We start from the raw sequence: 25,121 nt of genomic DNA on the forward strand, positions 1-25,121 counted from the left end.
GGCTCCGCCCCGCCGTCTCTTCCCCGCACGCAATCGGTTCCGTCCCGAATGAACACGCCCGAGCCGAGCCGGCTCCAGGTTGACACGAAGGCCCAAACACTCACCGTGGACTGGGCAGACGGACACACGTCCGTCTTTCCCCTCTCGCGCCTCCGGGCCGCCTGCCCGTGTGCCGAATGCCAGGGCGACGCGATCGACCGGATCGACCCGCCCGCCCCCGACGCCGGGCCGTCCGACGCCCCCCCGCAATGGACGGACCTCGAAATCGAGCCCGCCGGGAGCGTCGGCATCCGCATCACGTGGGACGACGGCCACAACGCCGGCATTTTTCGGTGGGACCGACTTTGGGACCTCCAACCGCCCAGCGCGTGAACGGGCAGTTCCATCGCCCCTCCGTTCTCATCCGGTGACCTGGGCGATGGCGACGAACAGGAGAATGATGCCGGCGAAGACCCCGAGGGCAATCAGGATCTGACGCACCACACGACGATTCATGGCAAATGGGGGAAAGACGGGGGGCTGGCGAGATTGTACGGCGCGGACGGATCGGGCCTCCTCACCCGCAATGTCCACCCGTACTTGTTAAGATCGGCTAAACCACCCGTCTTTGTCAAGGCCGGCGCCTACACGAGCCGCTTGCTCCGAAGGCACCGCTTCAGCCATTTCTTCTTGCGCTTCAGCAATTTCAGGCTCATGTCGGACTGGGCCTTGCGGAAGCGATCCTTGGCCTTGGCGTGCACGTCGCGCATGTGGACATCCATTCCGCGGTTCTGCAGCGCGTAGGCCACCCGCGTCGCGAGTTCCGAGCATTCCTGACGGAGCTCCTCCTCCTGCGCCGAGAGGTCGAGCGTATCGGAGCCCGACTCCTCAAAGGGCTGGCGCTGCACCTGGAGGTTGGAGTCCCGTCCGTTGTCTTCCAACTCCAGCCGGTGGGTCTCGATTTCCCCCTCGTTGACGCCCGTCAGGGCCCACTCGGAGCGGTCGTCGGTCTGCTCGGACTTTTCCGGCGAGGTGCCCTCTTCCGTGCGCCGGCGGAGGCCCTCCTGCACCTCCCGCGTCATCCAGGCCAGCGTTTCGGAGAGGCCCAGGTCGCCGGACGTGAACACGTCGCACACGTTGGCGTCCTCGTCCCATGCGTCGTAGTACCGCATGCCCCGAAAGATCTGCTGCAGCGTCTTGGAGCGGGCGCTCACGAGGTCGAGCTTGGCGATGACGCTGATGGTTTTGATGTCGGTGCCCTCCCCAATCATGTCCACCTGCACCATCACGTCCACCTCGCCCTGGCGATAGGCCTCCAGGCGCTCCTCCCGCTCGTCGCGCGGCACGTCCTGCCCGATGCGGGTGGCGCTGAGCCAGCCGTAGCGCCGCTCCATAAAGTCGAGCACGTCGGCGGCGTGGCGGTTGCTCATGCAGGTGACGAGCATCTGGTGGTTGCGTCCGTCCTCGGCACCGATCTGGCCGGCTCGCTTCTTCTGGAGGCGCCCCACGGCCGGGCCCAGCAGCGTGTCGAGGTAGACGTCGTGGAAGCGAAGGCTGCGGCGGGCGAAGTAGCGGTCCAGGTGCGACGTGTCTCGTCCCACCTCGTCTTTGAGCTCCCCAAGCGAGACCTCCACCTCCTCGCCGGTGTCCTCCTCCACCATCGTAATGTTGTAGTCGATCACGTGCGCCTCGATGCGCTTCAGGATCTGCCCCTCGGCGTGGGCGTCGCGCAGGCTCACCTCGTGGAGGGCGCGGTAGTGGAGTTGCTCCCGGCCGTCGTCGCCCGTCACCACGTCGTGCGGCACGCCGAAGAGGGGCTGGCCGTCGCTGCGGAGGGGCGTGCCGGAGAGGCCGATGAGCGAGTCGTAGGGCAGGCGCCCCACGGCCTGCGACCAGGTGCCCTCCTCCGGCAGGTGGTGAATCTCGTCGAGCACGAAGAGTGGCGCCCCCTGGTTGCAGTAGCGCTGCAGGTCGCGGTTGCCCGACTCCCCACAGGCGTACTGGTAGGTGGCGATGACGATGGGGATCTCCGGGTTCTTGACGAACACGCGGTCCGCGTCGGCCACGCAGAAGGGCATGCGCGGCGCCCCAATCCAGCGCAGCATGCGCGCCATCTCGTCCGCGTCGGCGTACTGCTCCTGCAGGTTGCTCCGCGGCACGAACACGACAAGCGTGTCGCTCACGCCCATTGCCCGCGCCACGGCGAAGGAGGCAAGGGCCGTCAGTGTCTTGCCGTAGCCGGGGACGAAGACGCCGAGGTGGTCGGTGCGGCCCTCCTGGTACGCCCTGGCCAGCTTGGCGAGGAAGGCGAGTTGGCCGTCGCGGAACGAAAAGTCCTCGGCCGGGTCGAGGCCGGGCAGGTCGGCGGCGGAGACGGACGACACAGACATAAGGGGGGCTGCGAGACAACAGATACTGCGGCGGGGCGACCGGGGCGACGGCCCCGGTACAGACACCGCACCCAACGTACAGGTCACGGCCCGGAGGGGAAAGGCCTTCAGCCAGAGTTAGTCGTGCCGGGCCCCGCCGGATCTACTTTCGGGGCGCCGCACCAATAAGGCCTGGGGAGATGGCCCCCGTTTCGCCTCGCCTCCCGGTCGTTAGGGCCGCTCACTGGCCGGGGTCTCTTGCTGGAGGGGCGCCACGTTCGGACGGTCCCGGCCGTCGCTCAGCAGATGCTCGGCGAAGTACTCGGCCCGGAGCCAGAACCAGTAGTCGTCCATGCTGCCATAGCCGTGCCGCTGGCCCGGAAAGACGAAGAGGTCGAACCGCTTGCCGGCCTCGATCAGCGCCTTGGCCATTCGATAGGTGTTGGCCGGGTGCACGTTGTTGTCGATCGTGCCCGTCGTCAGCAGAAGGTCCCCCTCCAGGTTGCCGGCAAGCTCCGAGTTTTTGCCGATGGAGAAGTCGAAGGAGACCTCCCCGGAGTCGTTCTCGGTCGGCTCCACGCCGTGGTGCGTCTCCGCCCACCAGCGGTTGTACACGTTGTTTTCGTGGTTGCCGGAAGAGGCGACGCCCACGTCGAATACGTCCGGGTACTGCAGGAGGGACGCCGTCGTTAAAAAACCGCCGCCGGAGTGCCCGTAGATGCCCACGCGATCTCCGTCGATGAAGTCGTGGCGGGCCGCGAGCTGCTCGATCGTGGCCTTCTTGTCCGCAAGCGGATAGTCCCGCAGGTTGCCGTAGCCGTAGGTGTGGTACCACCGCGAGCGATCGGGATGGCCGCCCCGATGCCCCGCCACCACCACGATGAATCCCAGCTGGGCGAGGCCCACCTCGTCCCCGCTCGGGGCGAAGGCCTTCGGCACCGCCTCCGTCTGCGGGCCCGGATAGACGTAGGTGATGACCGGATACTCCTTCTCCGGATCGAAGTCGAACGGCTTGTACATCACGCCGTGGAGGTCCGTTACCCCGTCGGCCGCCGTCACCTCGAAGGGCTCCGGCATCTGCCAGCCCGCCTCGTTCAGGCTGCTCAGATCGGCCGTCTGCAGCTCCGTCACCACCTCGCCCTCGGCGTTTCGGAGGACGGCCCGGGGGACGGTATCCACCCGGCTGTGGTTGTCGACGAAGAACCGGGCCGACTCGTTCATCGTTGCGCTGTGGTCGGCGTCGCCGGGGTTCAGGAGCTCGACCCCCGACCCGTCGAGTTGGACCCGGTAGAGGTGGTCGTAGTACGGGTCTTCGCCCGCTTCCCGGCCGTTGCCGGAGACGTAAGCAACGCCCTCCTCCTCGTCAACCGCCTTCACCGCGTCGACGTGCCAGTCGCCCTCGGTGAGCTGGGCCTCCACCGTGCCGTCCGACCCGTAGCGGTACAGGTGCGACCATCCGTCGCGCTCAGAGAGCCAGAGCACGTCGCCGTTCGACAACAGCTCCGGGCGCTGGGTGTGGAAGTACTTGTTGAACCGCTCCTCCACGACCGTTCGCTCGATCTCCCCAGTCTCGGCGTCGGCCACCACCAGATCCGCCTTCGTCCGGTCGCGGCTGTGCCGCTCGTACCAGAGGGCGTCGGACCCCTCCGAGAGCCAAACCCGACGGCGCGGCGCCTCGGAGCCGGGATAGCGAAACTGCCGGTCGTCGAGGATCGAGAGGCTCTGATCCGTCCAACCCGTGTCCGCGACCCGGGTCTTCTCCATCGCCTCCAGGTCGTAGATCCAGAGCTCGTCGCGCCCGACGCTGTCCTCGCCGGGCATCGGGTACTTGAAGGTCTCCAGCTCGGGCCGGTCGTTGCCGGTCGCGTGCACGACCCACAGCTCCTCGACGTCGCGCAGGTCCGACCGGACGAGCGCAAAGCGACGCGAGTCCTTCGCCCAGGAGATGTCGACCGCCTTGCGCTCCCCTTTCTCCTCCTGCTTCTTCGTGTCTGTTTTCCCCCGTCCATCATTGTTGGCCGCGTAGCTGTAGTACTTTTCGCCGTCTTCCGTCAGTCGCGTCTCCTCCAGGTCGAGCTCCTCGACGGCTTCTTCCGCGTCCTCCCCATCCTCGCCTCGGCGGGCATCGAGCACCTTCTCGTACGCCGCCCCATCCATCATCCAGAGGTCGTAGTTGCGGGCAAAAACGACCGTCTCGCCGTCCGGGGAGACGTTGGCCCAGTCGGGATGATCGTCCGGCTCTTCGTAGTCTTCGAGCTCGCGGAGGGTCTGCGTCGTGACGTCGTACTCGAAGTGGAAGACCTTCTGCTCGGTCTCCTCGTCGGCCCCGGCGCCTTCTTTGTCCTGTTTTTGCTGCTCCTCCTCCACGTCCTCCACATCCTCGTCCTTCACCTCCTGCGAGGAGGTCACGTCGAACTGAAGCGTATTCTCGTCGACGAAGCGGATGTTCTCGATGGGCAGGTGTTTGGCGTCCCACGGGTCCTGCGTGATGCGCGTGAGCTCGGACGCCAGGCGCTCACGGTCGAACAGCTCGCGCTGCGTGCCGTCTTCGGGGTCGACGATCCAGTAGCGCGTGCCCTCGGCGGTTTCGAAGTCGTACCAGAAGCCCTCCCGGCCCTCGATCCACTGCAGATCGACGGTCAGGTCGTATGCCATGTCCTCAACCTTGTACGGGGCGAAGCGCTCGGCAAGCTCGTAGTTGGCCGCCCCCGGGCCGCCGACGCGTCCCTCTTCGTCGGCGGCCTCCTGCCCAAACGCGGGCGCCGCGGGCCGACCCACGACCACGGCCATCAACACCGCGCCAACGAGGAGCAACGGGCACGTGGATACACGAGTGGATGAACAACGGGATACGAAGGAGCTTCGGACGAACGAGAGGTGCATCGACGACAACTTAGAACTGACGGGAAGACGCGAGGACGGGATGTGAGGTGAAAACCAAACACAAGCTACATCAGAGCCCCCCTCGAACGCAACCGCCAGCGGGCTCCATCCATGAATTGCATCCCGGCCCGAATCAGCCGCACCAGCGGACCGTGGGGACGAACCCACCGTCCGCCCCCCGCATTCCGACAGTCATGGTGCCCGGCAGCATCACTGCGCGTTTGCCCTCGTGCCCGTGCACCATGGTGCCCTTCTCAGTAGTGCCACGGCACGTCGCTCCAGTCCGGCTCGCGGCCTTCCAAAAACGCGTCGCGGCCTTCCTGCGCCTCGTCGGTCATGTACGCCAGGCGCGTGGCCTCCCCCGCGAACACCTGCTGCCCCACGAGTCCGTCGTCGGCCATGTTGAAGGCGTACTTGAGCATGCGGATGGCCGTGGGGCTCTTGCCGTTGATGGTCTCGCCCCAGTCGAGCGCCGTCTCTTCGAGGTCCTCGTGCGGCACCGCCTCGTTGGCCATGCCCATGTCGACCGCCTCGTCCGCCGAGTAGTCCTTGCCGAGGAAGAAGATCTCACGCGCCTTCTTCTGCCCCACCTGCTGCGCCAGCAGGGCCGAGCCGAAGCCGCCGTCGAAGCTGGCCACGTCGGGGTCGGTCTGCTTGAACGTGGCGTGCTCGGCGCTGGCGAGCGTGAGGTCGCAGACCACGTGCAGGCTGTGCCCGCCGCCCACGGCCCACCCCGGCACCACGGCAATCACCACCTTGGGCATAAAGCGGATGAGGCGTTGCACCTCCAGGATGTGCAGGCGCCCGGGGCGCGTCGCGTCGGGATCGCCCGCCTCGTCCTCGTACTGGTACCCGTCTTGGCCCCGAATCTGCTGGTCGCCGCCCGAGGAGAAGGCCCACTTCCCGTGTTTTTCCGAGGGGCCGTTGCCGGTGAGCAGCACGCAGCCCACGTCGGCGCTCTGGCGGGCGTGGTCGAGGGCCTGGTAGAGCTCGTCCACCGTCGGCGGGCGGAAGGCATTCAGCACCTCGGGGCGGTCGAACGCAATCCGGACCGTGCCGTGGTCGACCGATCGGTGGTAGGTGACGTCGTCAAAGTCAAACCCGTCGACGGGCGTCCACGCGTCGGGGGCGAACAGGTCGGAGACCATGCGAGACTGTAGGGGTTGTGCAAGGGAGAGTGTATCGGGCGGCCCCGTTGCCGGCCGCCGCGAGGTCGCCTACGACTGTGAGGGCGCCGCGCCCGTGAACCAACGGCGCAGGACGCGTTCGGCGGGCTTGCCCTGCGGGGTGAAGGCGGTCGGCCCCTCCACCTCGGCCGGCGGGTGCCACTTCCAGATGATGCCGCCCTTCAGCCAGGGCGCCCGGCCCACGGTGGACAGGAAGGCCCGGTAGCAGCGGGCCTGGAGGGCCGCGTCGGGCGTCGCGCCGTCGTCGCGCTCCGGCCATTCCCAGGGCCGCGCCGCCGCCCCTTCGGCACTCCGGTAGCCGACCTCTGTCAGGAGCACGGGGCGCCCGGTGCGCTCGTGGATCTCTGCCAGGGCCGCCCGGTGCGGGCCCCAGCCCGTCCGGAGGGCCGCGAGCGACGGGTCCGTGGCGTCCGTAAGGGGAAAGTAGGCCTGCACGCCGACGTAGTCGAGCGCGTCCCAGAACTGGATGCTGTCATACGCCTTGTGCCAGTTGGCCGCGTAGGTGAGGTTGCCGTCGTAGACGGTGCGGGCCGCCTCGGCGAGGCCGCGCCAGAAATCCGGCCGCTCGGTGGCCGACCGGGTCAACTCGGTCCCCAGCACGAGCGCGTCGGCGTCCACCTCCGCGGCGAGGCGCGCGTAGAGCATGAGGAAGCGGCGGTAGTCGGCCTCCCACGCCGCCCAGTCGGCCTCGGTGTCGAAGCCGATGTCGCTCCGGTCCTGGGCCTCGTCGTACCCGCCCACCCACAGGTGCGGCTTCAGGATGACGCCCATCCCCAACGCGTCGGCCTGGCGGGCGAGGGCGCGGACGCCCCGGTGCGACTCGCTGTACCAGCCGTCGCCCGTGTCGGCCCGGACGGTCGGCACGTCGGGCGCCTTCTGCCACCCGAACGCGACCAGGGTGAGGTGCGTCACGCCGAGGTCGCGGAGCCGCACGAGCAGGCTGGAGTCGGGGCGGTTGCGGGCATCGAGCGTCACGGAGCGCACGTCGAAGATGGGCTCCGACGGCGCAAGTGTGTCGGCGGCCGCCGGCGGCGCCCCGTCGGTCTTTCCGCACCCGGCCCCGGCGACGAAAAGCACGCCGAGGGCGAGCCCAGTCGCGAGACACAGACAGTGGAGCGGCTGGCGCACGGGACTGGGGACACTAGTGTAAGGACGCGTCGCCTAAACTCTGCGCGGGCTCGGGTGTTGCCTCTCTGGCGCCCCCCCGTCGCCCCTCCCGGCAGACCGGTGGGCACTCGTCGCGCGGCGCCACGCACTTTTCAGTGTGCGTCGTCTTTGTACCTTAAGGCCCACGTCCCTGGAGCCTTTCGGGACGCCTCGCGGTCTTTGCACTGGATCGATCATTGCTGTATGCCAACTTACGACGTTGCCATCATTGGGGGCGGAATTGTGGGCCTCGCCACGGCCTACCGTCTCACCGAGCAGTACCCCGACGCCGCCGTCGCCGTATTGGAGAAGGAGGACCGGGTGGGAGCCCACCAGACGAGCCACAACTCCGGGGTCATTCACTCGGGCATCTTCTATGAACCCGGCTCGCTGAAGGCGGAGAACTGCCGGACGGGCAAGCGCGCCCTCGTCGAGTTTTGCGAGCGTGAGGACGTCGACTACGAGATGTGCGGCAAGGTCATCGTGGCCGCCGACGAGAGCGAGGTCCCCGAGCTGGAGCGGATCGAGGCCAAAGGCCGCCAGAACCAGGTGGACTGTACCCGCATCGGCCCGGAGCGCCTGCACGAGTTGGAACCCCACGTGCAGGGCGTGGCGGGGCTCCACGTGCCGGCGGCCGGCATCGTCGACTACGAGGCGGCGGCCGAGGCCCTGGCCGATCGCGTGGAAGACCGCGGGCACCCGATTCGGACCGGGGCCGCCGTGCGCGACCTGCACGTCACCCCGAACCACGTGACGGTCGACACCACGGCCGGCGCCGTGCAGGCCCGCCATGCCGTCAACTGCGCCGGCCTCTACGCCGACCGCATCGCCGAGATGAGCGGCCAGGACCTGAACACGAAGATCGTGCCGTTTCGCGGCGAGTACTACGAGCTCGTGCCGGAGCGGCGGTCCCTCTGCGAGCGCCTCGTCTATCCGGTGCCCGACCCGGCCTTCCCCTTCCTGGGGGTCCACTTTACCCCGACGGTGGACGGGCGCGTGGAGTGCGGGCCGACCGCCGTCCTCGCATTTGCCCGCGAAGGGTACGGCCTCACAAACATTGACTGGGGGGAGCTCCTGGAAATTCTCACGTATCCGGGCGTCCAGAAACTGTCTGTCCGCCACTGGCAAAAGGGCCTCCGCGAGCTGCTCCAGTCGATGAGCAAGCGGGTCTACCTGCGGGCCGCCCGCCAGCTGATCCCCGAGGTGCAACTGGACGATTTCACGAAGCCGTGGGCCGGGGTGCGGGCCCAGGCCCTCCGGCGCGACGGCACCCTGGTCGACGACTTCCTCATCCGCGAGACCGACCGGGTCGTGAACGTCATCAACGCGGCCTCGCCCGCCGCCACCTCGGCGCTCAACATCGGCTCGCTGATCGTAGAAAACCACCTGCGCGACCGGCTGGCTGACCTTCAGGTGTCGACTGGGGCCCTGGGGGAGGGATAGGCCTCGCTCCTCCCGCCCGGCGCCCCGGCACGGGGCGCCGTAACTGCAGAGCCGTAGCCGGCACACAGAGACCCGCGCGCCCACTCATCGCCCCACACACAGCCTCATATGGCCTGGATCGACGTCATCGACCCCGACGACGCCACCGGCGACCTCAAAGAGCTCTACGACACGATCGCCGAACAGCGGGGCAAGGTCTCCAACGTTTTGACGGTGCACAGCCAAAACCCCGCGGCGCTGAAGGAGCACCTCGACCTCTACGACGCCGTCCTGTTTGGGGCCTCCCCCCTGAGCCGGGCCGACCGCGAGGCGATTGCCGTCGTCGTCTCCGCCGCCAACGAGTGCGACTACTGCGTCCGCCACCACGCCGAGGCGCTCCAGGCCTACTGGCAGGACGAGGATCGCGTACACCAGTTGGCCGACGACTACACCAAGCTCGACGCCCTCGACGATCGGCTCCGCACGGCGTGCGCCGTGGCCGAGAAGCTGACGGCCGCCCCCGGCGCCATGGCCGAGGCGGACGTGCATGCCCTGCGCGACGCCGGCTGGTCGGACCGTGCCGTGCTCGACATCGTGCTCGTGACCTCCTACTTCAACTTCGTGAACCGCATCACCAACGGCCTCGGCGTGGAGGCGACCGAGGAGGAGGCGGCCGGCTACAACTACTAACCCTGCCCGCCCCCTCTTGACAGCCCATGGCGCGCGTCCGCTTCGGGGACCGTTTTGAGAGTCAGTTCGGGGCCGTGTAACACGCTCCTCCAACCGCCCTACGTAGGGGCGCTTCGCCGAGCTCTACTCTGGACTCGCTCCCCACCCACATGTGCCGACTCTACGGCCTTCAGGCCACCCACCCGACCCGCTCCGCCTGCGAGCTGCTCGACGCCCAGAACGCGATGATCCAACAGAGCCGCGAGGACGCCCGTGGCCTCTCCAACCCGCACGGCTGGGGGATGGGGCAGGTCACCGACGGCACCACGTCGTGCTTCCGACAGGTGAAGCCCGCTTCGGAAAGCGAGTCGTACCGAGAAAAGGCCCTCCAAACTGAGGGCACCACCGTGCTGGCCCACGTCCGGCGGGCCACAGTCGGCGGCCCGTCGCACGCCAACACCCACCCGTTCCGGCACGGCCCCGCGCTCCTCATCCACAACGGGCACATTCCCGCCTTCGACGCCGTGCGGCCCCACCTGCTCGACACACTCTCCGACGAGCGGGCCCGCTACGTTCGGGGCACGACCGACAGCGAGCACGTGCTCGCGCTTCTGCTCCAGCTGCGCGACGAGGCGCCCGACGCCCCGCTGCACGCGGTGACCCGGGCGGCCCTCCAGCAGGTCCAGTCGTGGGTGGCGGCGGAGGCCCCCGACGCGGAGCCCGCTCCGACCGACGCCGACACGCAGGCCCTCTCCCACGACGAGCTGGAGCACATCCTCGCCCTGAACCTGCTGTGGACCGACGGCACCACCCTGGCCGGCTCCCGCCTCAACCGCACCCTCTGGACGCTCGACCGGCCTGCCGTCCGGGCCTGCCCGCTCTGCGGCGACGACCACGCCAGTCCCCCCGCCGACGCCGACTACCACGCCACCGCCGTCGCCTCCGAGCGCATCACCGATGAGGACTGGACCGAGGTGCCCAACGGCTCCGTCTTCTCGACTTCAGACAATGCCACCCTCCACCTCGAATCCCTCACCTCGACCTGATACGCCCCCCACCTCCCGACGCTCAACCCTCAACACCCAACCCTCAACGCAAAATGTCCCTCAACGACACACAGCAGGCCCTCTGCGACGACTCCGACACCGATTTTTCGGCCCTCAGCGCCCTCTTTATCAACTGTACGCTCAAGCCCTCACCCCAGTCGTCCCACACGCGGACCCTCATGGACACGTCCGCCGCCATCATGCGGGAAAACGACGTGGACGTCGACATCGTGCGGCCCGTCGACCTCGACCTCGCACCCGGGGTCTACGGCGACATGACCGAGCACGGCGCCGATGCCGACGACTGGCCGGCCCTCTACCAGAAGGTCCTGGGCGCCAACATTCTGGTGCTGGGCTCCCCCATCTGGCTTGGCGAGAAATCCTCCGTCTGCCAGCGCGTGATCGAGCGGCTCTACGGCAACAGCGGCGACCTCAACGAGGACGGCCAGTACGCCTACTACGGCCGCGCCGCCGGCTGCCTCATTACCGGCAACGAGGACGGGATTAAGCAGTGCGCGATGGGCATCCTCTACGCCCTCCAGCACCTCGGCTACACGATTCCGCCGCAGGCCGACGCCGGCTGGATCGGCCCGGCCGGCCCCGGCCCCAGCTACGGCGATAAGCGGGAGGACGGCTCCCGCGTGGGCGTCGACAACGACTTTACCCAGCGCAACACCACGTTCATGACGTGGAACCTGATGCACACCGCCCTCCGGCTCCACGAGGCTGGGGGCGTCCCCGCCCACGGCAACCAGCGCTCGGAGTGGGAGGCCGGCTGCCGCTTCGATCACCCCAACCCGGAGCATCGATGACTGAGGGATCCCCAGTCGTATCTCGTCGTGTCTACAGGCACATTTCCGGGCCATCCATCAGACACACGGGCATCCAACCAGACGGAGCACCGATCATGAAGGGCCGTTCGGGACCTTTCGTCGTCACACTCCTCGTGATGGTCTGCGGGGGACCGCTCTCCCTCTTCGGTCAGGACGTCCCCGCGTATCTTCCCGAAACGATCCGCTCCGACTTCGACGCGTACACCCAGCAGGCGCCGAATCGCGCCTTTGCCCTGGGTCGTGGCGGATGGGGAAGCGCCCACGGACAGCCGTCTCTCCAGAACGCCCGAGCCACTGCCCTCTCCAACTGCCGAGAGTTTGCGGAGCAGTGCGTCGTGATCGCTAAGAACGACGAAATTGTACGCCCCGAGGATCCGTTCCCCGACGCCTCCGACCGTTCCTCCGCCCCGGAGTCTGCGACGAAGTGGTCCGGGAGAACTGCCCTCCTCCTCGCCATGGTCGGCCTCGCAGTGCTTATGGGCGGCACCGTTGTTGCCGAGCGGTACCCATTGTATCTGTTCTCAACCGGCCTCTCCGATACCCTGAGGATCCGGCTGAACTACGCCGTCGTCCTGGTCGGCTTTGTCTACTTTCTGTGTATGATGCCGGTCTTTTCTCGGGTGGCCCAGTGGGATTTTTCGACCCTGCTCGCCTGGATCGTCTTTTCGGCCCCGATTCTTCCGGTTGTCCTGAGCGTCTTGTACCTCCAATGGTGCGGGCAGCTCACTGACCGTTTCGAGGTCAACTGAGGGAGCACGGGCCCTGACAGGCCTTACATCCTGACGCCCGGAAGGCAGTCCTCCACGTGTCTCTTTGAGTGGGCGACACATTGAGAAGCTGGTATGTTGATTTTCCCTCGTGAGAGGGGCACCTTCCCGGAATAGTCGGGAGAAATCCGAGGACGCTCGGACGGGAGGCGGGACCCCTGGTGAGAAGCTTTGGCCCCGATGCTTCGAGCATCGGTGAGCCCGTCAAACAGAATCAGGTCCTGCTTCCCATTTCGGTGCGTTCGACTCCGAACAGCATCATAGGGCATCGAGCCTACTTAGGACATAGATCCTGCATTTACCAGCATGGAAGAGGCACCGAGCAGTTCGAGCAACTTGGCGTTTTCTCTGGGAATCGATGTCGGCAAGGAGGCTTTGGAGGTCGCCTTGCGCGGCGAGGAAGGAGCCATCGCAAGAGCAACGGTGGCGAACGATTCAGATGGTCACGATGAGCTTTTGCGCTGGCTTTCAGGCCGTGGAGCGGGGCCTGAAGAAACTAGCGTATGTATGGAGGCTAGCGGCGACTTCGAAAAGGTCATTGCCCAGCGTCTCTACGAGGAAGATTACCGAGTTAGCGTCGTCAATCCGAGGCGGATCAAGGGATACGCTTCGAGCCAGCTGCAACGTACGAAGACTGATTCTGCCGATGCGGCCCTAATTGCACGCTTCGGCTGGCGGGAAACCCCTCGGCCGTGGGAGCCGCCTACAGCAGCGGAGAGCCGGCTTCAAGAACTCACGCGAGCCCGGCAGGCCCTGAAGAAGGAGAAAACACGGACGCAAAACCGGTTGGATGAGGCAGAGGATGAGGCGGTTCGCCGTGCGCACCGCGGCCTCCTTGAAGAGATCGAACGCCAGATCGAAGATTTAGAGGAAGAAATCGAAGAGCATGTCGAGGAAAATCCGAAGCTGGAGCGACAGTGCTCGCTGTTGGAGACGATTCCAGGGGTTGGGCTTCAAACTGCTGCGATCGTCGCAGGTGAACTCGGATCTCCCGAGCGTTTCGAAAGCGCGCGCCAGGCGGCTGCTTACGCAGGCCTTGTGCCCCGTCACCGAAAGTCCGGCACCTCCGTCCGCGGCAGTCCACAGATGTCGAAGGTTGGCAACGGACGGCTGCGCCGAGCGATGTACTTTCCGGCGATGACGGCCCTTCGGTTCAACTCAGCAGTGAAGGCATTCGGAGAACGTCTCAAGAAGCGGGGAAAGAAGAAGATGGTCGTCATTGGGGCCGCGATGCGGAAGCTTTTGCACATCTGCTATGGCGTGCTGAAGTCCGGTCGTCCCTTCGACCCGTCGCTGCATCCAGGAACCTGATATGCTTGACATTCACCACAGCATCTGTTTGGGAGGCACACGCTCCTCCGACGCCCTGCGGACGGTCTCAGTCCCCCCAATCGTTGGAACCGTGCCCACCACTGCACGTCCACTGCCGTGGGACTTACTGACTGGTACATCAAGACCATGGTCGGCATGCAGACCTCGTCCGGCTCGCCTACAGAATCCGATACCACGGCCAATCAGATCCTGGACGTGGCCGAGGCCCACATTCAGCGGCGCGGCTACAACGCCGTCAGCTACGGGGACCTCGCCGACGAGCTGGACCTCACCACGACGGCCATTCACTACCACTTTCCTGCCAAGGCCGACCTCGGGCAGGCACTGGTGCGCCGGTACCGGCGGCAGAGCAGCCAGACACGGGCGGCCCTCGTAGACCAGCACGAGACCCTCCGCGAACGGCTCGTGCAGTACGTCGAGCTCTTTTCGGGGATTCTGGAGGACGGTGGGCTCTGCCTCTGTGGAATCCTCGCGGCCGACGCGGAAACGCTCCCGGACAAGGTGCAACGGGAGACCCAGCGGTTTTTCGCCGAGCAGGAGGACTGGCTCACCACGATCATCGGGGCCGACTCGTCCGGGGGTGCGGGCCTGCAGGGCTGCCCCTCTCCGCGGGACACCGCCCGGGTGCTCCTGGCCGCGGTCGAAGGCGCCATGCTCACGACGCCACATCGGGATCCGGAGACGTACACCGACACGCTTCGCCGCCTCATTGACTCGATTGTAACGTAGCCGGCAGCTCTTCCACAGAGAGACAGCAGAAGGAACTCCCTGCTGTTCTGTATGTGCTTACCTATTGGTAAGTAAATTGGCAGGACAGCCCTAATCCTCACTCACCCCCACGCATTCATTCCTTCGACCTCGTTATGGCTACGACCACCGCTGAAGAGACCGCTGCCGAGCAGGTACACGAGAAGGCCGAGCAGGCCCTCGGCTTCGTGCCCAACCTCATCACGGAAATTACGGATGAGAACCCTGCCGTCGCGGACGCCTACCTCACATCGCAGGCGCTCGTGGAGGAGGGCGGCGTGCTCTCCGCGGCCGAGCAGCAGGCCGTTATTCTCGCCGTCTCCAGCTACAACGACTGCCACTACTGCACGAAGGCTCACGCCGTCGCCGGACAACAGGCCGGGCTCGACGCCGAGACCGTCGAGACGATTAACGAAGGCGGTCTTCCGTCCGACGATCGCCTGAAAAGCCTCGTGCGGGCCACGCGCCGCATTTTCGGCAAGCGCGGCTGGCTCTCCGACGTCGACGAGGCGGAGTTTGCGGACCTCGGCCTGGAGCGGCCGGAACTCTACGAGATTGTTGCGCTCGCCGGCATCAAGACGATCAGCAACTACGTAAACCACATTGCCGATACGGAAGTCGACGAGCCATTCCAGACGTAGGGTCTGGCCCTTCATGTCGGAAACTGCATGTCGGAAACTGCTTGACGCCCCCACCAAGACGGCGGCGATGAATCGCCGCCGACCGAGTGCGCCGGCCTCCCCCCTCGGGGGACGGTCGGCGTTTTTTGTTGGGGCGACGCCCCGTTCCTCCGGGCCGGAGCCCACCCGACCGGACTGCGCAATCAACGTCCCCGTCCGCACGTTCGACGAGCACCCCGCCGCCCCGATGGCGCCCCCGACCGACGCAGCGATGCAGCCGCCCCCAATGGACCAGACCGCTCCGACCGACCTCGAGGCCGCCGTCGTGGCCCTCGGGTGTTTCTGGAACGTGGAGGCAGCCTTTGGGGCGCTGGACGGCGTGGTCCGCACCACAGTCGGCTATGCCGGCGGACAGGCTCCCGATCCCGCGTACGCCACGCTTGGGGACCACGCCGAGGCGGTACGGGTCGAGTACGCCCCGGCCCGGCTCCGCTACACCGCCCTCCTGGATCGCTTCTGGTCCCTGTTCGATCCGACCCTGACGCCCGCCAAGCGCCGGTACCAGCCCCTGCTCGTGCCCCAGAACGCAGAGCAGGCGGAACAGGCGCGGGCCGCGTGGGCCGACGCCGTCGCGCAGGACGAGCGGGCCGAGCGTGTTGAGATCGTTGGCGACGGCAACTTTTGCGCCGCCGCGCTCCGACACCAGAAGCACCTGCTCCGGCGCCACGACGACGTGACGGCCGCCCTCCAGGCCCGGCTCCCGGACGCACGAGCGCTGGCCCGGTCCCCCGCGGCCACGCTCGCCACCGGCTACCTCGGCGGCCACCGCCATCCCTCCCGCCTCGCCGACGACCAAGACCGACTCGGACTTCCCGCCGACGCCCTCTCGACGCTCCGTGCGGCGGCCCGACGGCACGGAAGCTGGAACGCCTTCGTACAGGCGGGACGATCCACGTAGCGTCGAGGCTTCTTTTTGTTTTTTGTCCCCTCCGTGGACCCGCCGAACGCTCACCGGGGCCACCCGGGACTTTTCGTGTCCACCCTTCCATGCCTCCTTCCTCCCTATGCCCTCTTCCTCGACGCCCCCCGCCGACGCCTCGATGGACATGCCGCCCATGGACCGCCGTGCCCCGGCCGACCTGTCCCACGCCGCCTTCGGGCTGTGGTGCTTCTGGGGCCCGGACGCCCTCTTCGGCGCCCAGGAGGGAGTGGTGCGCACCACGGTGGGATACGCCGGCGGCGGGACGCCCGCCCCCACCTACGAGGACATTGGCGACCACATCGAGACCGTCCGCGTGGCGTACGACCCGGATCAGATTTCGTACGCCGACCTGCTGGCCCTCTTCTGGACCGCCCACGACCCCACGCGGGCGCCGCTCAAGCGGCAGTACCAGTCAGCCCTCTTCCCGGCCACGCCCGAACAGGCCGAACAGGCCCGTGCGTCGAGATCCGATGTCGCTGCCGCCCACGACGGGGCGCTCAGTACCGAAATCATTGCGGACGCCCCCTTCACCCGCGCCGAGCCCTACCACCAGAAGCACAAGCTCCGCCGCCACTCCGCGGTCGCCGACCCGCTTCGGGCCGTGTACCCGGCGGATCGGGCCTTTGCCGATTCGCCCGCCGCGGCCCTCGCAAACGGATACGTCGGCGGCCACCGCTCCCCGACCCGGCTCACGGACGACGCGGCCCGCCTCGGCCTGCCCACGACGGCGACGGAGGCCCTCCGCACGATCGCGGCGGATCGCCATCGGGCGTGAGCGAGGCGTCGTCGCCGCGGGAATCATCCGGCGAGCAGGCCCGCCACCACGAACGCGACGGCGGCCAGCCCGGCCTGCACGAGCGCGTAGGGCATCTGCGTGTTGACGTGGTCCACGTGGTCGGACGCCGCCGCCATCGACGAGATGATGGAGGTGTCGGAGAGCGGCGAGGTGTGGTCCCCGAAGATGCCCCCGGACAGCACAGCCCCCAGCATGAGGGAGGACGGGAGCGCCACCTCGACCGCCAGCGGCATCACCACGGGGATGAGAATGGCAAAGGCGGTCCACGACGACCCGAGCGTGAACGCCACGAAGCTCGTCACCGCAAACACGAGCACGGGCATCCACCAGGCCGGGCCCTGCTCGCCGACGAGCTGCACCACGTAGTCGCCCATCTCGAGCGCCTGGGAGACCTGCCCGAGCGCGAACGCGAGCACAAGCAGCAGCGTGACGGGCACGAGGCCGGACGCGCCCTTCACGACCCAGTCCATCGACGTGCCCAGCGTCAGGGTGGCGCGCCCCTCTCGGAGCGGACGCGGGATGGCGTAGAGCAGCAGCGCCGCCCCCAAGGCCGTCCCCACAGCCCACAGCACGGCCGTCGAGCCGCTTCCCTCCATGAGATTGCCCCCGCCGGTGACGTACAGCCCGACGAAGATCATCGCGACCATGACGGCGACGGGAAGCAGCAGGTTGCGTGCCTGCGGCGCCACATGGTCGGGCGGCTCGATGCGGGCCACATCGTCCTCAATCATCGGCTGGGCGTCGGGGCGCAGGACCTGCCCGGTGTCCGCCGCCCGCTTCTCCGCTCGTCGCATGGCCCCGAAGCCCCAGCCCGTCAGCGCCAGCACGAGCGAGAAGCCGATTGCGAACAGGGCGAAGAAATTGAAGAGCACCGCCTCGGCCAGCACGGCCACGGCGTTCTGCGACAGCTCTTGGGCCCCGACCAGGCCCAGGACGAAGGCGCCCCACCCGTTGAGCGGGACCGACATGCAGACGGGCGCGCAGGTGGCGTCGCAGTAGTAGGCCAGCTTCTCGCGGGGCAGGCTGAGGCGGTCGAACAGCGGGCGGCTCACCGCCCCAACGGTCAGGGATGAAATGTTCGACTCGACGAAGAGAACCACCCCGATGCCCCACGCCAATAGCTCGGCCCCGCGCCGGCTCTCCCCCCAGCCGCGGGCCCGCGCCCACTTGATAAAGCCCTGCACCCCGCCCGAGGCCTGGACCAGCGCCACGAGCCCGCCCACCAGCAGACAGAACACGAGGATGCGGGCGTTGCTCTCGGTCGTGAAGACCGTCACGATCTGGTCGGCCAGCTCGCGGAGGCCGAGCACCGGATTGCCCCCCGCCAGGATGGTGGTACCCAGCCAGAGCCCGGCAAAGAGCGACAGGTAGATCTGCCGGGTCCACATCGCAAGTCCAATCGCCACGACGGGCGGCAGCAAAACGATCCAGTCCATTCAAACACTACGTCCCTGGAGGAGTCCCGCCGACGAGGCCGGCGCCGCCGGGTTCACCGAAAAGGAGGATGACCGTCACGGGAGGCACTACGACATCGCGCGGACCTTCAGCTCCGGCACGTGGCCGCGCGGGCTGCGAGTGGCGGCGTAGAGCATCGCGTCGGCCAGTTCGCGCGGGTCAACCCAGGTGGACGGGTCGGCGTCCGGCATCGCCGCGCGGTTGTCCGGCGTGTCGACGACGCCCATCGGGTAGAGGACCGTCGTGCGCAGGCCCGCGCCCTGTTCTTCGAGCCCCAGGGACTTGACGTAAGACGCCACGGCGGCCTTCGACGCCCCATAGAGGCCGGCCTCGGCCTGGCCCTCTAGTGCCGCCGGTGCGGACACGCCGAGCAGAAAGCTACTGTCCGCCCGCGTGAGGAAGGGCACCGCCGCACGGGCCGTGTTGAAGAGGGTGCGGAAGTTAAGCTCCATCATGCGGGCGTAGTCGTCGGCCGTCGACTCGACGGCCTGCTGCATCGCAAAACCGCCCGCAATGCCGAGGACGGCGTCGAGCGCCCCCTGCTCCTCCCAGACATCCGCGAACGTCTCCATGGTGGCGTCCGCGTCGGTCAGGTCGACGTCAAAGACCTGCGCGTCGGGAAAGGAGGCCTCCAGGGTGGCACGGTTCTCGCCCCCGATGTCGATGAGGGCAAGGTCCCAGCCCGCGTCGTCGAAGACCTCGGCGGTCACGGAGCCGATGACGCCGGCGGCCCCAGTGATGGCTACGGTGGGCATAGCGGTCGAAGCATTGATCTGTGGGCAGTGCGTGTGCCCCCAACGTATCGACTGGAACGGTTCGGGTCAACGAGCCGGGGCGTCGGGCGCACCGAAAACGTCGGGGCAGAGCGGTTGCCCACAGGAGAACGTTGTGCCTCCCCACAACGCCACACGGCATTCCTCTGTGCTGAGCCCCCATTCCCTCACTTCATATTCACACCTGTATGAGGGTCTGTAACAATCCGGAATATGGACGGCAGATCGCCCAAAACGGTGGCGACTCGTCGAACGAACCTATACGTTTGGTCGTGGTCTTGCGGGCACAAAGGCACCACAAGCGCCGTCGGACCGTGCATGCCGGACCGCGAGCAGTCGTGCGGCACGGGCTCTCTTCCACCACACCGATTCTCAAGGGATGAGTGAACTAGCGATTTACTGGGTCTTCGCGGGGGCGTTCTTGGCAAGCATGGTCGCCATCGGCGCCTACCAGTTTATTGGCCTCCGGACGGTGGACGACCGGGGGGAACGGGCCTTCGATTTCTGGATCGGCGAAGGGACGGTGCCGGGCTGGTGGACGGCGGCCTCCCTGGCGGCCGGCTGGCTTTTGCTCGGCTGGATGACGTGGCAGATGTACCTCTGGTACGCCTACGGCCTCGGGGCCATCTGGATCTTCACGATTCCCTGGCTCCTGTGCACCGTCGGGCTCCTGTTCGTGCCCAAGCTGTTCCGGCGGTTTCCGGGCGTCTCGATCCCCGAGATCCTCCGCTTCCGCTTCAACCGCATGACGCAGACGCTCCTGGGGCCCGTGCAGAGCTTTGCGTACCTCACGTGGCTGGCCGCCGAAATCTACGTGCTGAGCGCCGTGCTGTCAAAGCCGCTGGAGGTCGGCATCGTGACGATGGCCATTATCGTGAGCATCACGTTCGGCATCTACGTGACCATGGGCGGCTTCCGCTCCGTCCTGCGCACGGACCTGATCCAGTTCGTCTGCGCGGCGATCATGCTCGTGGCCCTCTCGGTGTTCGGCATCATGGAGGCCGCAGCCCTCTCGGGCGGCTTCGGACAGATCGTCGCTCAGATCAACGAGACGCCGCCCGTCTACGCCGATCACTTCTGGGACTGGGACTCGCCGGGCTACTCCTACATGTTTGCATCGCTCCTTATCTACACGCCCGGCTTCATCACCCTGCAGGGCGCATGGCAGCGCGTGATGGCGACCTCCACCGAGACGGAGGCCCAGAAGGGCATGTGGTGGAACGTCACGTTCAACGTCATCATCGTGGTCCTCATGCCCACCCTCATCGCCGTGGCGGCGCTGGTCGTCTTTCCGCCCGTCGGCGGCGAGATTCCGAGCGAGGTCGGCAGCTTCGGCTACTTCATCTTCTCGTCGATGATCACGGAGCTGTTCAGCAACCCGATCGTCGCCGGGGCGCTCATCGTGGCGCTCATGGGGATGGCGCTCTCGTCGGTCGACACGTACGTGAACGTCTGTGCCATGAACCTGACGAAGGACGTGCTGGAGCCGCTCGTATTCGAGCGATACGACGTGAGCGGACAGGCTCGACTGAACACCGGCCGCGCCGTGACGGCCGGCTTCATCGGCATCTCGCTCCTGTGGGCGTTCGAGTTTCCGGGTCTGTTCGACATGTACTTCCTGTCGAGTGCGCTCATCTCGGCGACGACGGCCGTCGCCACGTTTAGCGCGTTTTCCAAGAAGCCGACGACGCTCTCGGCCTACCTGGCCATCATCTTCGGCACCGTCGGCATCTTCCTGTTCTTCTTCCTCGGCAAGTACGAGATGCTGGGCTGGCTGCCAACGTGGCTCACCAACTCGGGCCTGGCCTACGGCGTGATCGGACTCGCCCTTTCCATCATCGGCATCTTCGTGGGCATCGCCTTCGGCACGCCCCCGAGCGACCGGGTGCTCGCCCGCTACGACGGGAGCTACTACTCGGGGCGCCGCGAGATGTACGAGCTGAATCAGCAGCTGAAGCAGGAGGAGAAGGAGGAACGGGAGGAGGCCGCGGCGGCCCCCTCCGCGTAGGCGTTCGGCGATGCGGGGCTGTTCGGCCCCGAGTGCCCCTGCACCTCGGTAGAACCGTCCCCCACGCCCCCCGTTGGGTTATCGTCAGCGTCTTCTGGCTCGCACGCGTCTCTTCGCCGGCCCCCTTCCCAACAGATCTCTCCCTGAATGTTTGAAGCAGTTCTGGATAACGCTGCTCTCGCCTCCTCCATCTACGTCAACATTGCGCTTGCCGGGCTCACCATCATCGTGATCGCGGTGATGTCACGGAGCATCCACGACTCCAGGGCGAAGCTGATCACGATGTCGACCCTGATGATCTCGGTGGTGTCCATCTCCAGCTACATGGGACTGGCCTCGGGCCTCACCATCGATCCCCTGGTCATGCCCGAGGGCCATCCCCTCGCCGGCCAGGAAGTCCTCTCCCTGTGGGGACGGTACCTGACCTGGGCCTTCTCGACGCCGTTCATTCTGCTGGCACTAGGCCTGCTGGCCCGCAGCACCACCGATAAGATTTTCTCGGCCATTGTCCTCGACGTGTTCATGTGCCTGACGGGCCTGGCCGCCGCGCTCACCACGAGCAGCCACGCCATGCGCTGGCTCTGGTACGCCCTCAGTACCGCGTTTTTCGTCGGGGTTCTGTACTACCTGCTCGTCGAGTGGCCCGCCGAGGCCGACGAGGCAGGGACCGCCGACATCTTCTCCACGCTGCAGTGGATGACCATCGTCTTGTGGATCGGGTACCCGGTCGTCTGGGCCCTCGGGAATGAGGGCCTCGCCCTCCTCGAAGTGGGCGCGACCTCGTGGGCCTACAGCGGGCTCGACATCTTCGCCAAGTACGCCTTCACCATCATTCTCGTGCTGTACGTCAGCGACGAGCCGGACGCGGTCGTCTCGACCTCACCGGCGACGGCGTAGTGCCCCTCCGGCCCCGGCAAGTGGCGCCCTGGGGACGCGCTACTCACCACTGAAATTCCTGTCTCTGGTTTCTCCTTCGGGACAGGCCCGACGCGTTTCCAATCACGACTCGTACCGACTCCCTCCATGACCGACCTCACGGGAACATCCGCCATCGTCACCGGTGCCTCAAGCGGCATTGGCGAAGCCACCGCGCACCGTCTTGCTCAGGACGGCGTGTCCGTGGCGCTCGCCGCCCGTCGCGAGGAGCGCCTCAACGCCCTCCGCGACGACATCGACGCCGAGGGCGGCACCGCCATCGTCTGCCCCACCGACGTGACCGACCGGGACCAGGTGCAGGCCCTCGCCGACGCCACCCTCGACGCGTTTGGGAGCATCGACATTCTGGTCAACAACGCCGGCATCATGCCGCTCTCCCTCATGGAAAACCTCCACGAGGGCGAGTGGGAGCAGATGGTGGACGTGAACGTGAAGGGGGTACTCCACGCCGTGGGGGCCGTGCTGCCCGCGATGATGGAGCAGGAGCAGGGACACATCGTCAACATTTCTTCCGTGGCCGGGCGCCGCACCTTTCCCGGCAGCGCCGTGTATTCGGGCACCAAGTTCTTCGTCCGCGCCCTCTCGGAGCGGATGCGCAACGAGCTGGCGCCCTCCCACAACATCCGGGTCACCTCCATTGAGCCCGGCGCCGTGGACACGGAGCTGCCCAACACCATCACCGACGAGGACATCCTGGCGGGAATGGGCGACATGCAGGACGAGATGCAGATGATGGAGTCCGCGGACATCGCGGACACGATCCACTACGCCCTCACGGCCCCCGAGCACGTGGACGTGGAGGAGCTCCTCGTGATGCCGACCGACCAGCAGGGGTAGTCGCGTCGACGCTTCCAGGTGCCCCGATCGGCCCGTCACGTCCTTATTCGGAGCCCAAGGGCCCAGTAGATCCAGCCGACGAGGGCGACCTGGAGCGGCAGGCGCAGGTAGAGCGCCCACGCCGGGATGCCTTCGAAGTCGGCCGGGTGGAGCGCCATGTGCACGTTGGCGGGGAAGACCGCCAACGCGAGCAGGATGAGGCCCCACCCGGCATACCTGCGTAGGCCGGGCACCAGCACACCCAGGGCGCCCAGCAGCTCAGCGGCCCCGCTCACGTACACCAGCGCGTAGGGGGCCGGCAGGTACGGCGGGACGATGCGCGCAAAGGCCGACGGCCGTACGAAGTGCGCCGTGCCCGCCGCGGCAAAGAGCAGGGCAATGAGGTACACGGAGAAACGGTGCATGGGGGCGGATCAAATGAACGTGAGAGCACAGGGGCAGGGGCGAGCCCTGGGGCTAGAGGATCGTACCCGCGTGGCCATGGTGCGTGCCCAATCCGGGCAGGGGGCCGATGCCCCGATGTAGATTTGCTCAGGCCGGCACACAGCGCCTTGACACTCCGTCAACCGAGAGCGCTCCGCATCCCTCTGTTTGCCTGATCGTTTCGTAACGAAGCAATCCGGCGGCCCCCGCGTTTGTAGGGGGTCCGAGTATACACTCACTCCTCCGCCGCGCTTTTCTCCGACCCGCTTCGTTTCATGGACGCCACCGATTCCTCCCGGGGCCTCTTCTGCAACCGTACCCTCAACCTGCGGGGCATTCAGGCCATCGGGTACGACATGGACTACACGCTCATCCACTACCACATGCGCAAGTGGGAAAAGCGCGCCTACACGTTCATCCGGGAGGGCCTCCAGGCGAAGGGCTGGCCGGTGGACGATCTGCAGTTTGACCCGGAGCTGGCCATTCGCGGCCTCGTGATCGACGTTGAGCGCGGCAACGTGGTAAAGGCCAACCGCTTCGGGTACGTCAAGCGAGCCTTCCACGGCACCACCCCCCTCGGCTACGAGCGACAACGCGACGAGTATCAGCGCACGCTCGTAGACCTCGGGGAGGACCGCTGGCACTTCCTCAACACGCTTTTCTCCATCTCGTCGGCCTGCATGTACATGCAGTTGGTGGACCTGCTCGACGCCGACGCGCTGGAGGGCTCCATGGGCTACACCGATCTCTGGGAGCGCGTACAGCATACGCTCGACGAGGCCCACATGGAGGGGCGGCTCAAGGAGGCCATCGTCCAGCACCCAGAGCGGTTCGTGGACCTCGACCCGCAGATGCCCCTCACCCTTCTTGATCAGAAGCGCGCCGGGAAGAAGCTGCTGCTGATTACCAACTCCGAGTGGAGCTACGCCCAGCCCATGCTGGCGTACGCCTTCAACGGCTTCCTCCCCGACGACATGACGTGGCGGGACCTCTTCGACCTCTCCATCGTGGGGGCGCGGAAGCCGGACTTCTTTTCGGTCGACATGCCGGCCTTCCGCATCGAGCGCGACGACGGCCTGTTGCGGGAGCACAAAAACGGCCCGCTGGAGGAGGACAGCGTGTATGTGGGCGGCAACGCCCCCCTCGTGGAACGGACGCTCGGGCTGCGGGGGGAGGAGATCCTGTACGTGGGCGACCACCTGTTCGTGGACGTCAACGTCTCGAAGAAGGTGCTGCGGTGGCGCACGGCCCTCGTGGTGCGGGAGCTGGAGCAGGAGATCGAGGCATTCCGGTCGTTCGCCGACCGGCAGGCCCACCTCTCGCGGCTGATGGAGCAGAAGGAGCAGCTGGAGGCGGAGTTCTCGGCCAAGCGCCTGCAGCGTCAGCGCCTGGACGAGAACTACGGCGAGACGGACGGCCACGAGATCGAGGCCCTCGAACAGGAGATGTCGGCCCTCCGCACGCGCCTCACCGCCCTCGACGAGGACATCGCCCCCCTCGCCAAGGCCTCCAGCCAGCTCGTGAACGAGAACTGGGGGCCCCTCATGCGCACCGGCAAGGACAAGAGCCTCTTCGCCCGGCAGGTGGAGCGCTACGCCGACGTCTATACCGGGCGTGTCTCCAACTTTCTCCACCACACTCCCTTCACGTACCTGCGCTCCCACCGGGGCAGCCTGCCGCACGACGAGGCCGCCGAGCGGGACCCGCAGTACGAGTCACTGACCTCGGGCTATGAGTGGGACGAAACGACCGCCAAAGAGCGCGGGTGATGAGGGCGTGGAAGGGCGGGAGTGTAAAGGAGCGGGAGAAAGAGAGAACGGGCTTGGGGAGGACGGAGCGGCGACAGCCCCACCGGCCTCGGCCCAAGCGTTCAACCTTCCAACGCAAAACGCCCAACCCCCACCCCCCAAA

22 protein-coding genes are annotated in these 25,121 nt (G+C 66.9%); 15 read left to right on the plus strand and 7 right to left on the minus strand.

Going from position 1 to position 25,121, the window contains the following annotated elements:
* Window positions 1–48: 48 nt before the first annotated feature.
* Window positions 49–372 (plus strand): gamma-butyrobetaine hydroxylase-like domain-containing protein, encoded by a 324-nt coding sequence (locus tag SRU_RS14475; RefSeq protein WP_013062899.1) that lies wholly within the window; start codon window positions 49–51, stop codon window positions 370–372.
* A 251-nt stretch (window positions 373–623) separates the two neighbouring features.
* Here SRU_RS14475 and SRU_RS14480 read toward each other — a convergent pair whose 3' ends face one another.
* The 4 genes from SRU_RS14480 to SRU_RS14495 all read right to left on the minus strand — a co-directional run bounded on the left by SRU_RS14480 (window position 624) and on the right by SRU_RS14495 (window position 7,546).
* Entirely contained in the window at window positions 624–2,369 is a 1,746-nt protein-coding gene (locus SRU_RS14480) for a DEAD/DEAH box helicase (RefSeq protein ID WP_013062900.1), read from the minus strand.
* 210 nt (window positions 2,370–2,579) lie between these two features.
* Entirely contained in the window at window positions 2,580–5,162 is a 2,583-nt protein-coding gene (locus tag SRU_RS14485; RefSeq protein WP_237701778.1) for a S9 family peptidase, read from the minus strand.
* A gap of 323 nt (window positions 5,163–5,485) precedes the next feature.
* Complete coding sequence (locus SRU_RS14490; RefSeq protein WP_011405470.1) at window positions 5,486–6,379, minus strand: 1,4-dihydroxy-2-naphthoyl-CoA synthase; 894 nt, start codon at window positions 6,377–6,379, stop codon at window positions 5,486–5,488.
* Between the two features lie 69 nt (window positions 6,380–6,448).
* Window positions 6,449–7,546 carry a glycoside hydrolase family 113 gene (locus tag SRU_RS14495; protein ID WP_011405471.1) on the minus strand — a complete coding sequence of 366 codons (1,098 nt, stop codon included), beginning with the start codon at window positions 7,544–7,546 and terminating at the stop codon, window positions 6,449–6,451.
* A gap of 222 nt (window positions 7,547–7,768) precedes the next feature.
* Between SRU_RS14495 and lhgO the strand changes: the two genes are divergently transcribed.
* The 10 genes from lhgO (at window position 7,769) to SRU_RS14545 (ending at window position 16,757) form a co-directional block, all read left to right on the plus strand.
* Window positions 7,769–9,007 (plus strand): L-2-hydroxyglutarate oxidase, encoded by a 1,239-nt coding sequence (gene lhgO, locus SRU_RS14500; protein WP_118827476.1) that lies wholly within the window; start codon window positions 7,769–7,771, stop codon window positions 9,005–9,007.
* Window positions 9,008–9,115: 108 nt separating this feature from the next.
* Window positions 9,116–9,676: a peroxidase-related enzyme gene (locus SRU_RS14505; RefSeq protein ID WP_011405473.1), complete on the plus strand. Its 561-nt coding sequence runs from the start codon at window positions 9,116–9,118 to the stop codon at window positions 9,674–9,676.
* A gap of 149 nt (window positions 9,677–9,825) precedes the next feature.
* Window positions 9,826–10,701 carry a class II glutamine amidotransferase gene (locus SRU_RS14510; protein WP_011405474.1) on the plus strand — a complete coding sequence of 292 codons (876 nt, stop codon included), beginning with the start codon at window positions 9,826–9,828 and terminating at the stop codon, window positions 10,699–10,701.
* A gap of 53 nt (window positions 10,702–10,754) precedes the next feature.
* Window positions 10,755–11,513: a flavodoxin family protein gene (locus tag SRU_RS14515; protein WP_011405475.1), complete on the plus strand. Its 759-nt coding sequence runs from the start codon at window positions 10,755–10,757 to the stop codon at window positions 11,511–11,513.
* A 95-nt stretch (window positions 11,514–11,608) separates the two neighbouring features.
* Window positions 11,609–12,283, plus strand: a complete 675-nt coding sequence (locus tag SRU_RS14520) for a hypothetical protein (protein WP_043552777.1) — start codon at window positions 11,609–11,611, stop codon at window positions 12,281–12,283.
* A gap of 324 nt (window positions 12,284–12,607) precedes the next feature.
* Window positions 12,608–13,612 carry an IS110 family transposase gene (locus tag SRU_RS14525; protein ID WP_011405476.1) on the plus strand — a complete coding sequence of 335 codons (1,005 nt, stop codon included), beginning with the start codon at window positions 12,608–12,610 and terminating at the stop codon, window positions 13,610–13,612.
* A 117-nt stretch (window positions 13,613–13,729) separates the two neighbouring features.
* Complete coding sequence (locus SRU_RS14530) at window positions 13,730–14,362, plus strand: TetR/AcrR family transcriptional regulator (protein WP_011405477.1); 633 nt, start codon at window positions 13,730–13,732, stop codon at window positions 14,360–14,362.
* 134 nt (window positions 14,363–14,496) lie between these two features.
* On the plus strand, window positions 14,497–15,021 hold the full coding sequence (locus SRU_RS14535; protein WP_011405478.1) for a carboxymuconolactone decarboxylase family protein: 525 nt from the start codon (window positions 14,497–14,499) through the stop codon (window positions 15,019–15,021).
* Window positions 15,022–15,088: 67 nt separating this feature from the next.
* The gene (locus SRU_RS14540) at window positions 15,089–15,958 is read left to right on the plus strand and encodes a peptide-methionine (S)-S-oxide reductase (protein ID WP_237701779.1); all 870 of its coding nucleotides are present in this window, start codon (window positions 15,089–15,091) and stop codon (window positions 15,956–15,958) included.
* Between the two features lie 106 nt (window positions 15,959–16,064).
* The gene (locus SRU_RS14545) at window positions 16,065–16,757 is read left to right on the plus strand and encodes a peptide-methionine (S)-S-oxide reductase (RefSeq protein ID WP_237701780.1); all 693 of its coding nucleotides are present in this window, start codon (window positions 16,065–16,067) and stop codon (window positions 16,755–16,757) included.
* 23 nt (window positions 16,758–16,780) lie between these two features.
* Here SRU_RS14545 and SRU_RS14550 read toward each other — a convergent pair whose 3' ends face one another.
* Together SRU_RS14550 and SRU_RS14555 are read right to left on the minus strand one after the other, a co-directional pair.
* A complete protein-coding gene (locus SRU_RS14550; protein WP_011405481.1) occupies window positions 16,781–18,214 on the minus strand; it encodes a Na+/H+ antiporter NhaC family protein in 1,434 nt (477 codons plus the stop codon).
* A gap of 87 nt (window positions 18,215–18,301) precedes the next feature.
* Window positions 18,302–18,988, minus strand: coding sequence for an SDR family oxidoreductase (locus tag SRU_RS14555; protein ID WP_011405482.1), 687 nt, complete (start codon window positions 18,986–18,988; stop codon window positions 18,302–18,304).
* A gap of 397 nt (window positions 18,989–19,385) precedes the next feature.
* Here SRU_RS14555 and SRU_RS14560 point away from each other — a divergent pair, with 397 nt between their 5' ends.
* The 3 genes from SRU_RS14560 to SRU_RS14570 all read left to right on the plus strand — a co-directional run bounded on the left by SRU_RS14560 (window position 19,386) and on the right by SRU_RS14570 (window position 22,787).
* On the plus strand, window positions 19,386–21,014 hold the full coding sequence (locus SRU_RS14560; RefSeq protein WP_011405483.1) for a sodium:solute symporter family protein: 1,629 nt from the start codon (window positions 19,386–19,388) through the stop codon (window positions 21,012–21,014).
* Window positions 21,015–21,161: 147 nt separating this feature from the next.
* Window positions 21,162–21,911, plus strand: a complete 750-nt coding sequence (locus SRU_RS14565; protein WP_011405484.1) for a bacteriorhodopsin — start codon at window positions 21,162–21,164, stop codon at window positions 21,909–21,911.
* A 126-nt stretch (window positions 21,912–22,037) separates the two neighbouring features.
* The gene (locus SRU_RS14570) at window positions 22,038–22,787 is read left to right on the plus strand and encodes an SDR family oxidoreductase (RefSeq protein ID WP_011405485.1); all 750 of its coding nucleotides are present in this window, start codon (window positions 22,038–22,040) and stop codon (window positions 22,785–22,787) included.
* Between the two features lie 35 nt (window positions 22,788–22,822).
* On the opposite strand, the gene SRU_RS14575 is transcribed toward SRU_RS14570, so the two are convergent.
* Complete coding sequence (locus SRU_RS14575) at window positions 22,823–23,191, minus strand: DoxX family protein (RefSeq protein ID WP_011405486.1); 369 nt, start codon at window positions 23,189–23,191, stop codon at window positions 22,823–22,825.
* A 294-nt stretch (window positions 23,192–23,485) separates the two neighbouring features.
* On the opposite strand from SRU_RS14575, the gene SRU_RS14580 reads away from it, so the two are divergent.
* Window positions 23,486–24,979, plus strand: a complete 1,494-nt coding sequence (locus tag SRU_RS14580; protein ID WP_011405487.1) for an HAD-IG family 5'-nucleotidase — start codon at window positions 23,486–23,488, stop codon at window positions 24,977–24,979.
* Window positions 24,980–25,121: the final 142 nt, after the last annotated feature.

Source organism: Salinibacter ruber DSM 13855 (assembly GCF_000013045.1).
Taxonomy (GTDB): Bacteria; Bacteroidota; Rhodothermia; order Rhodothermales; family Salinibacteraceae; genus Salinibacter; species Salinibacter ruber.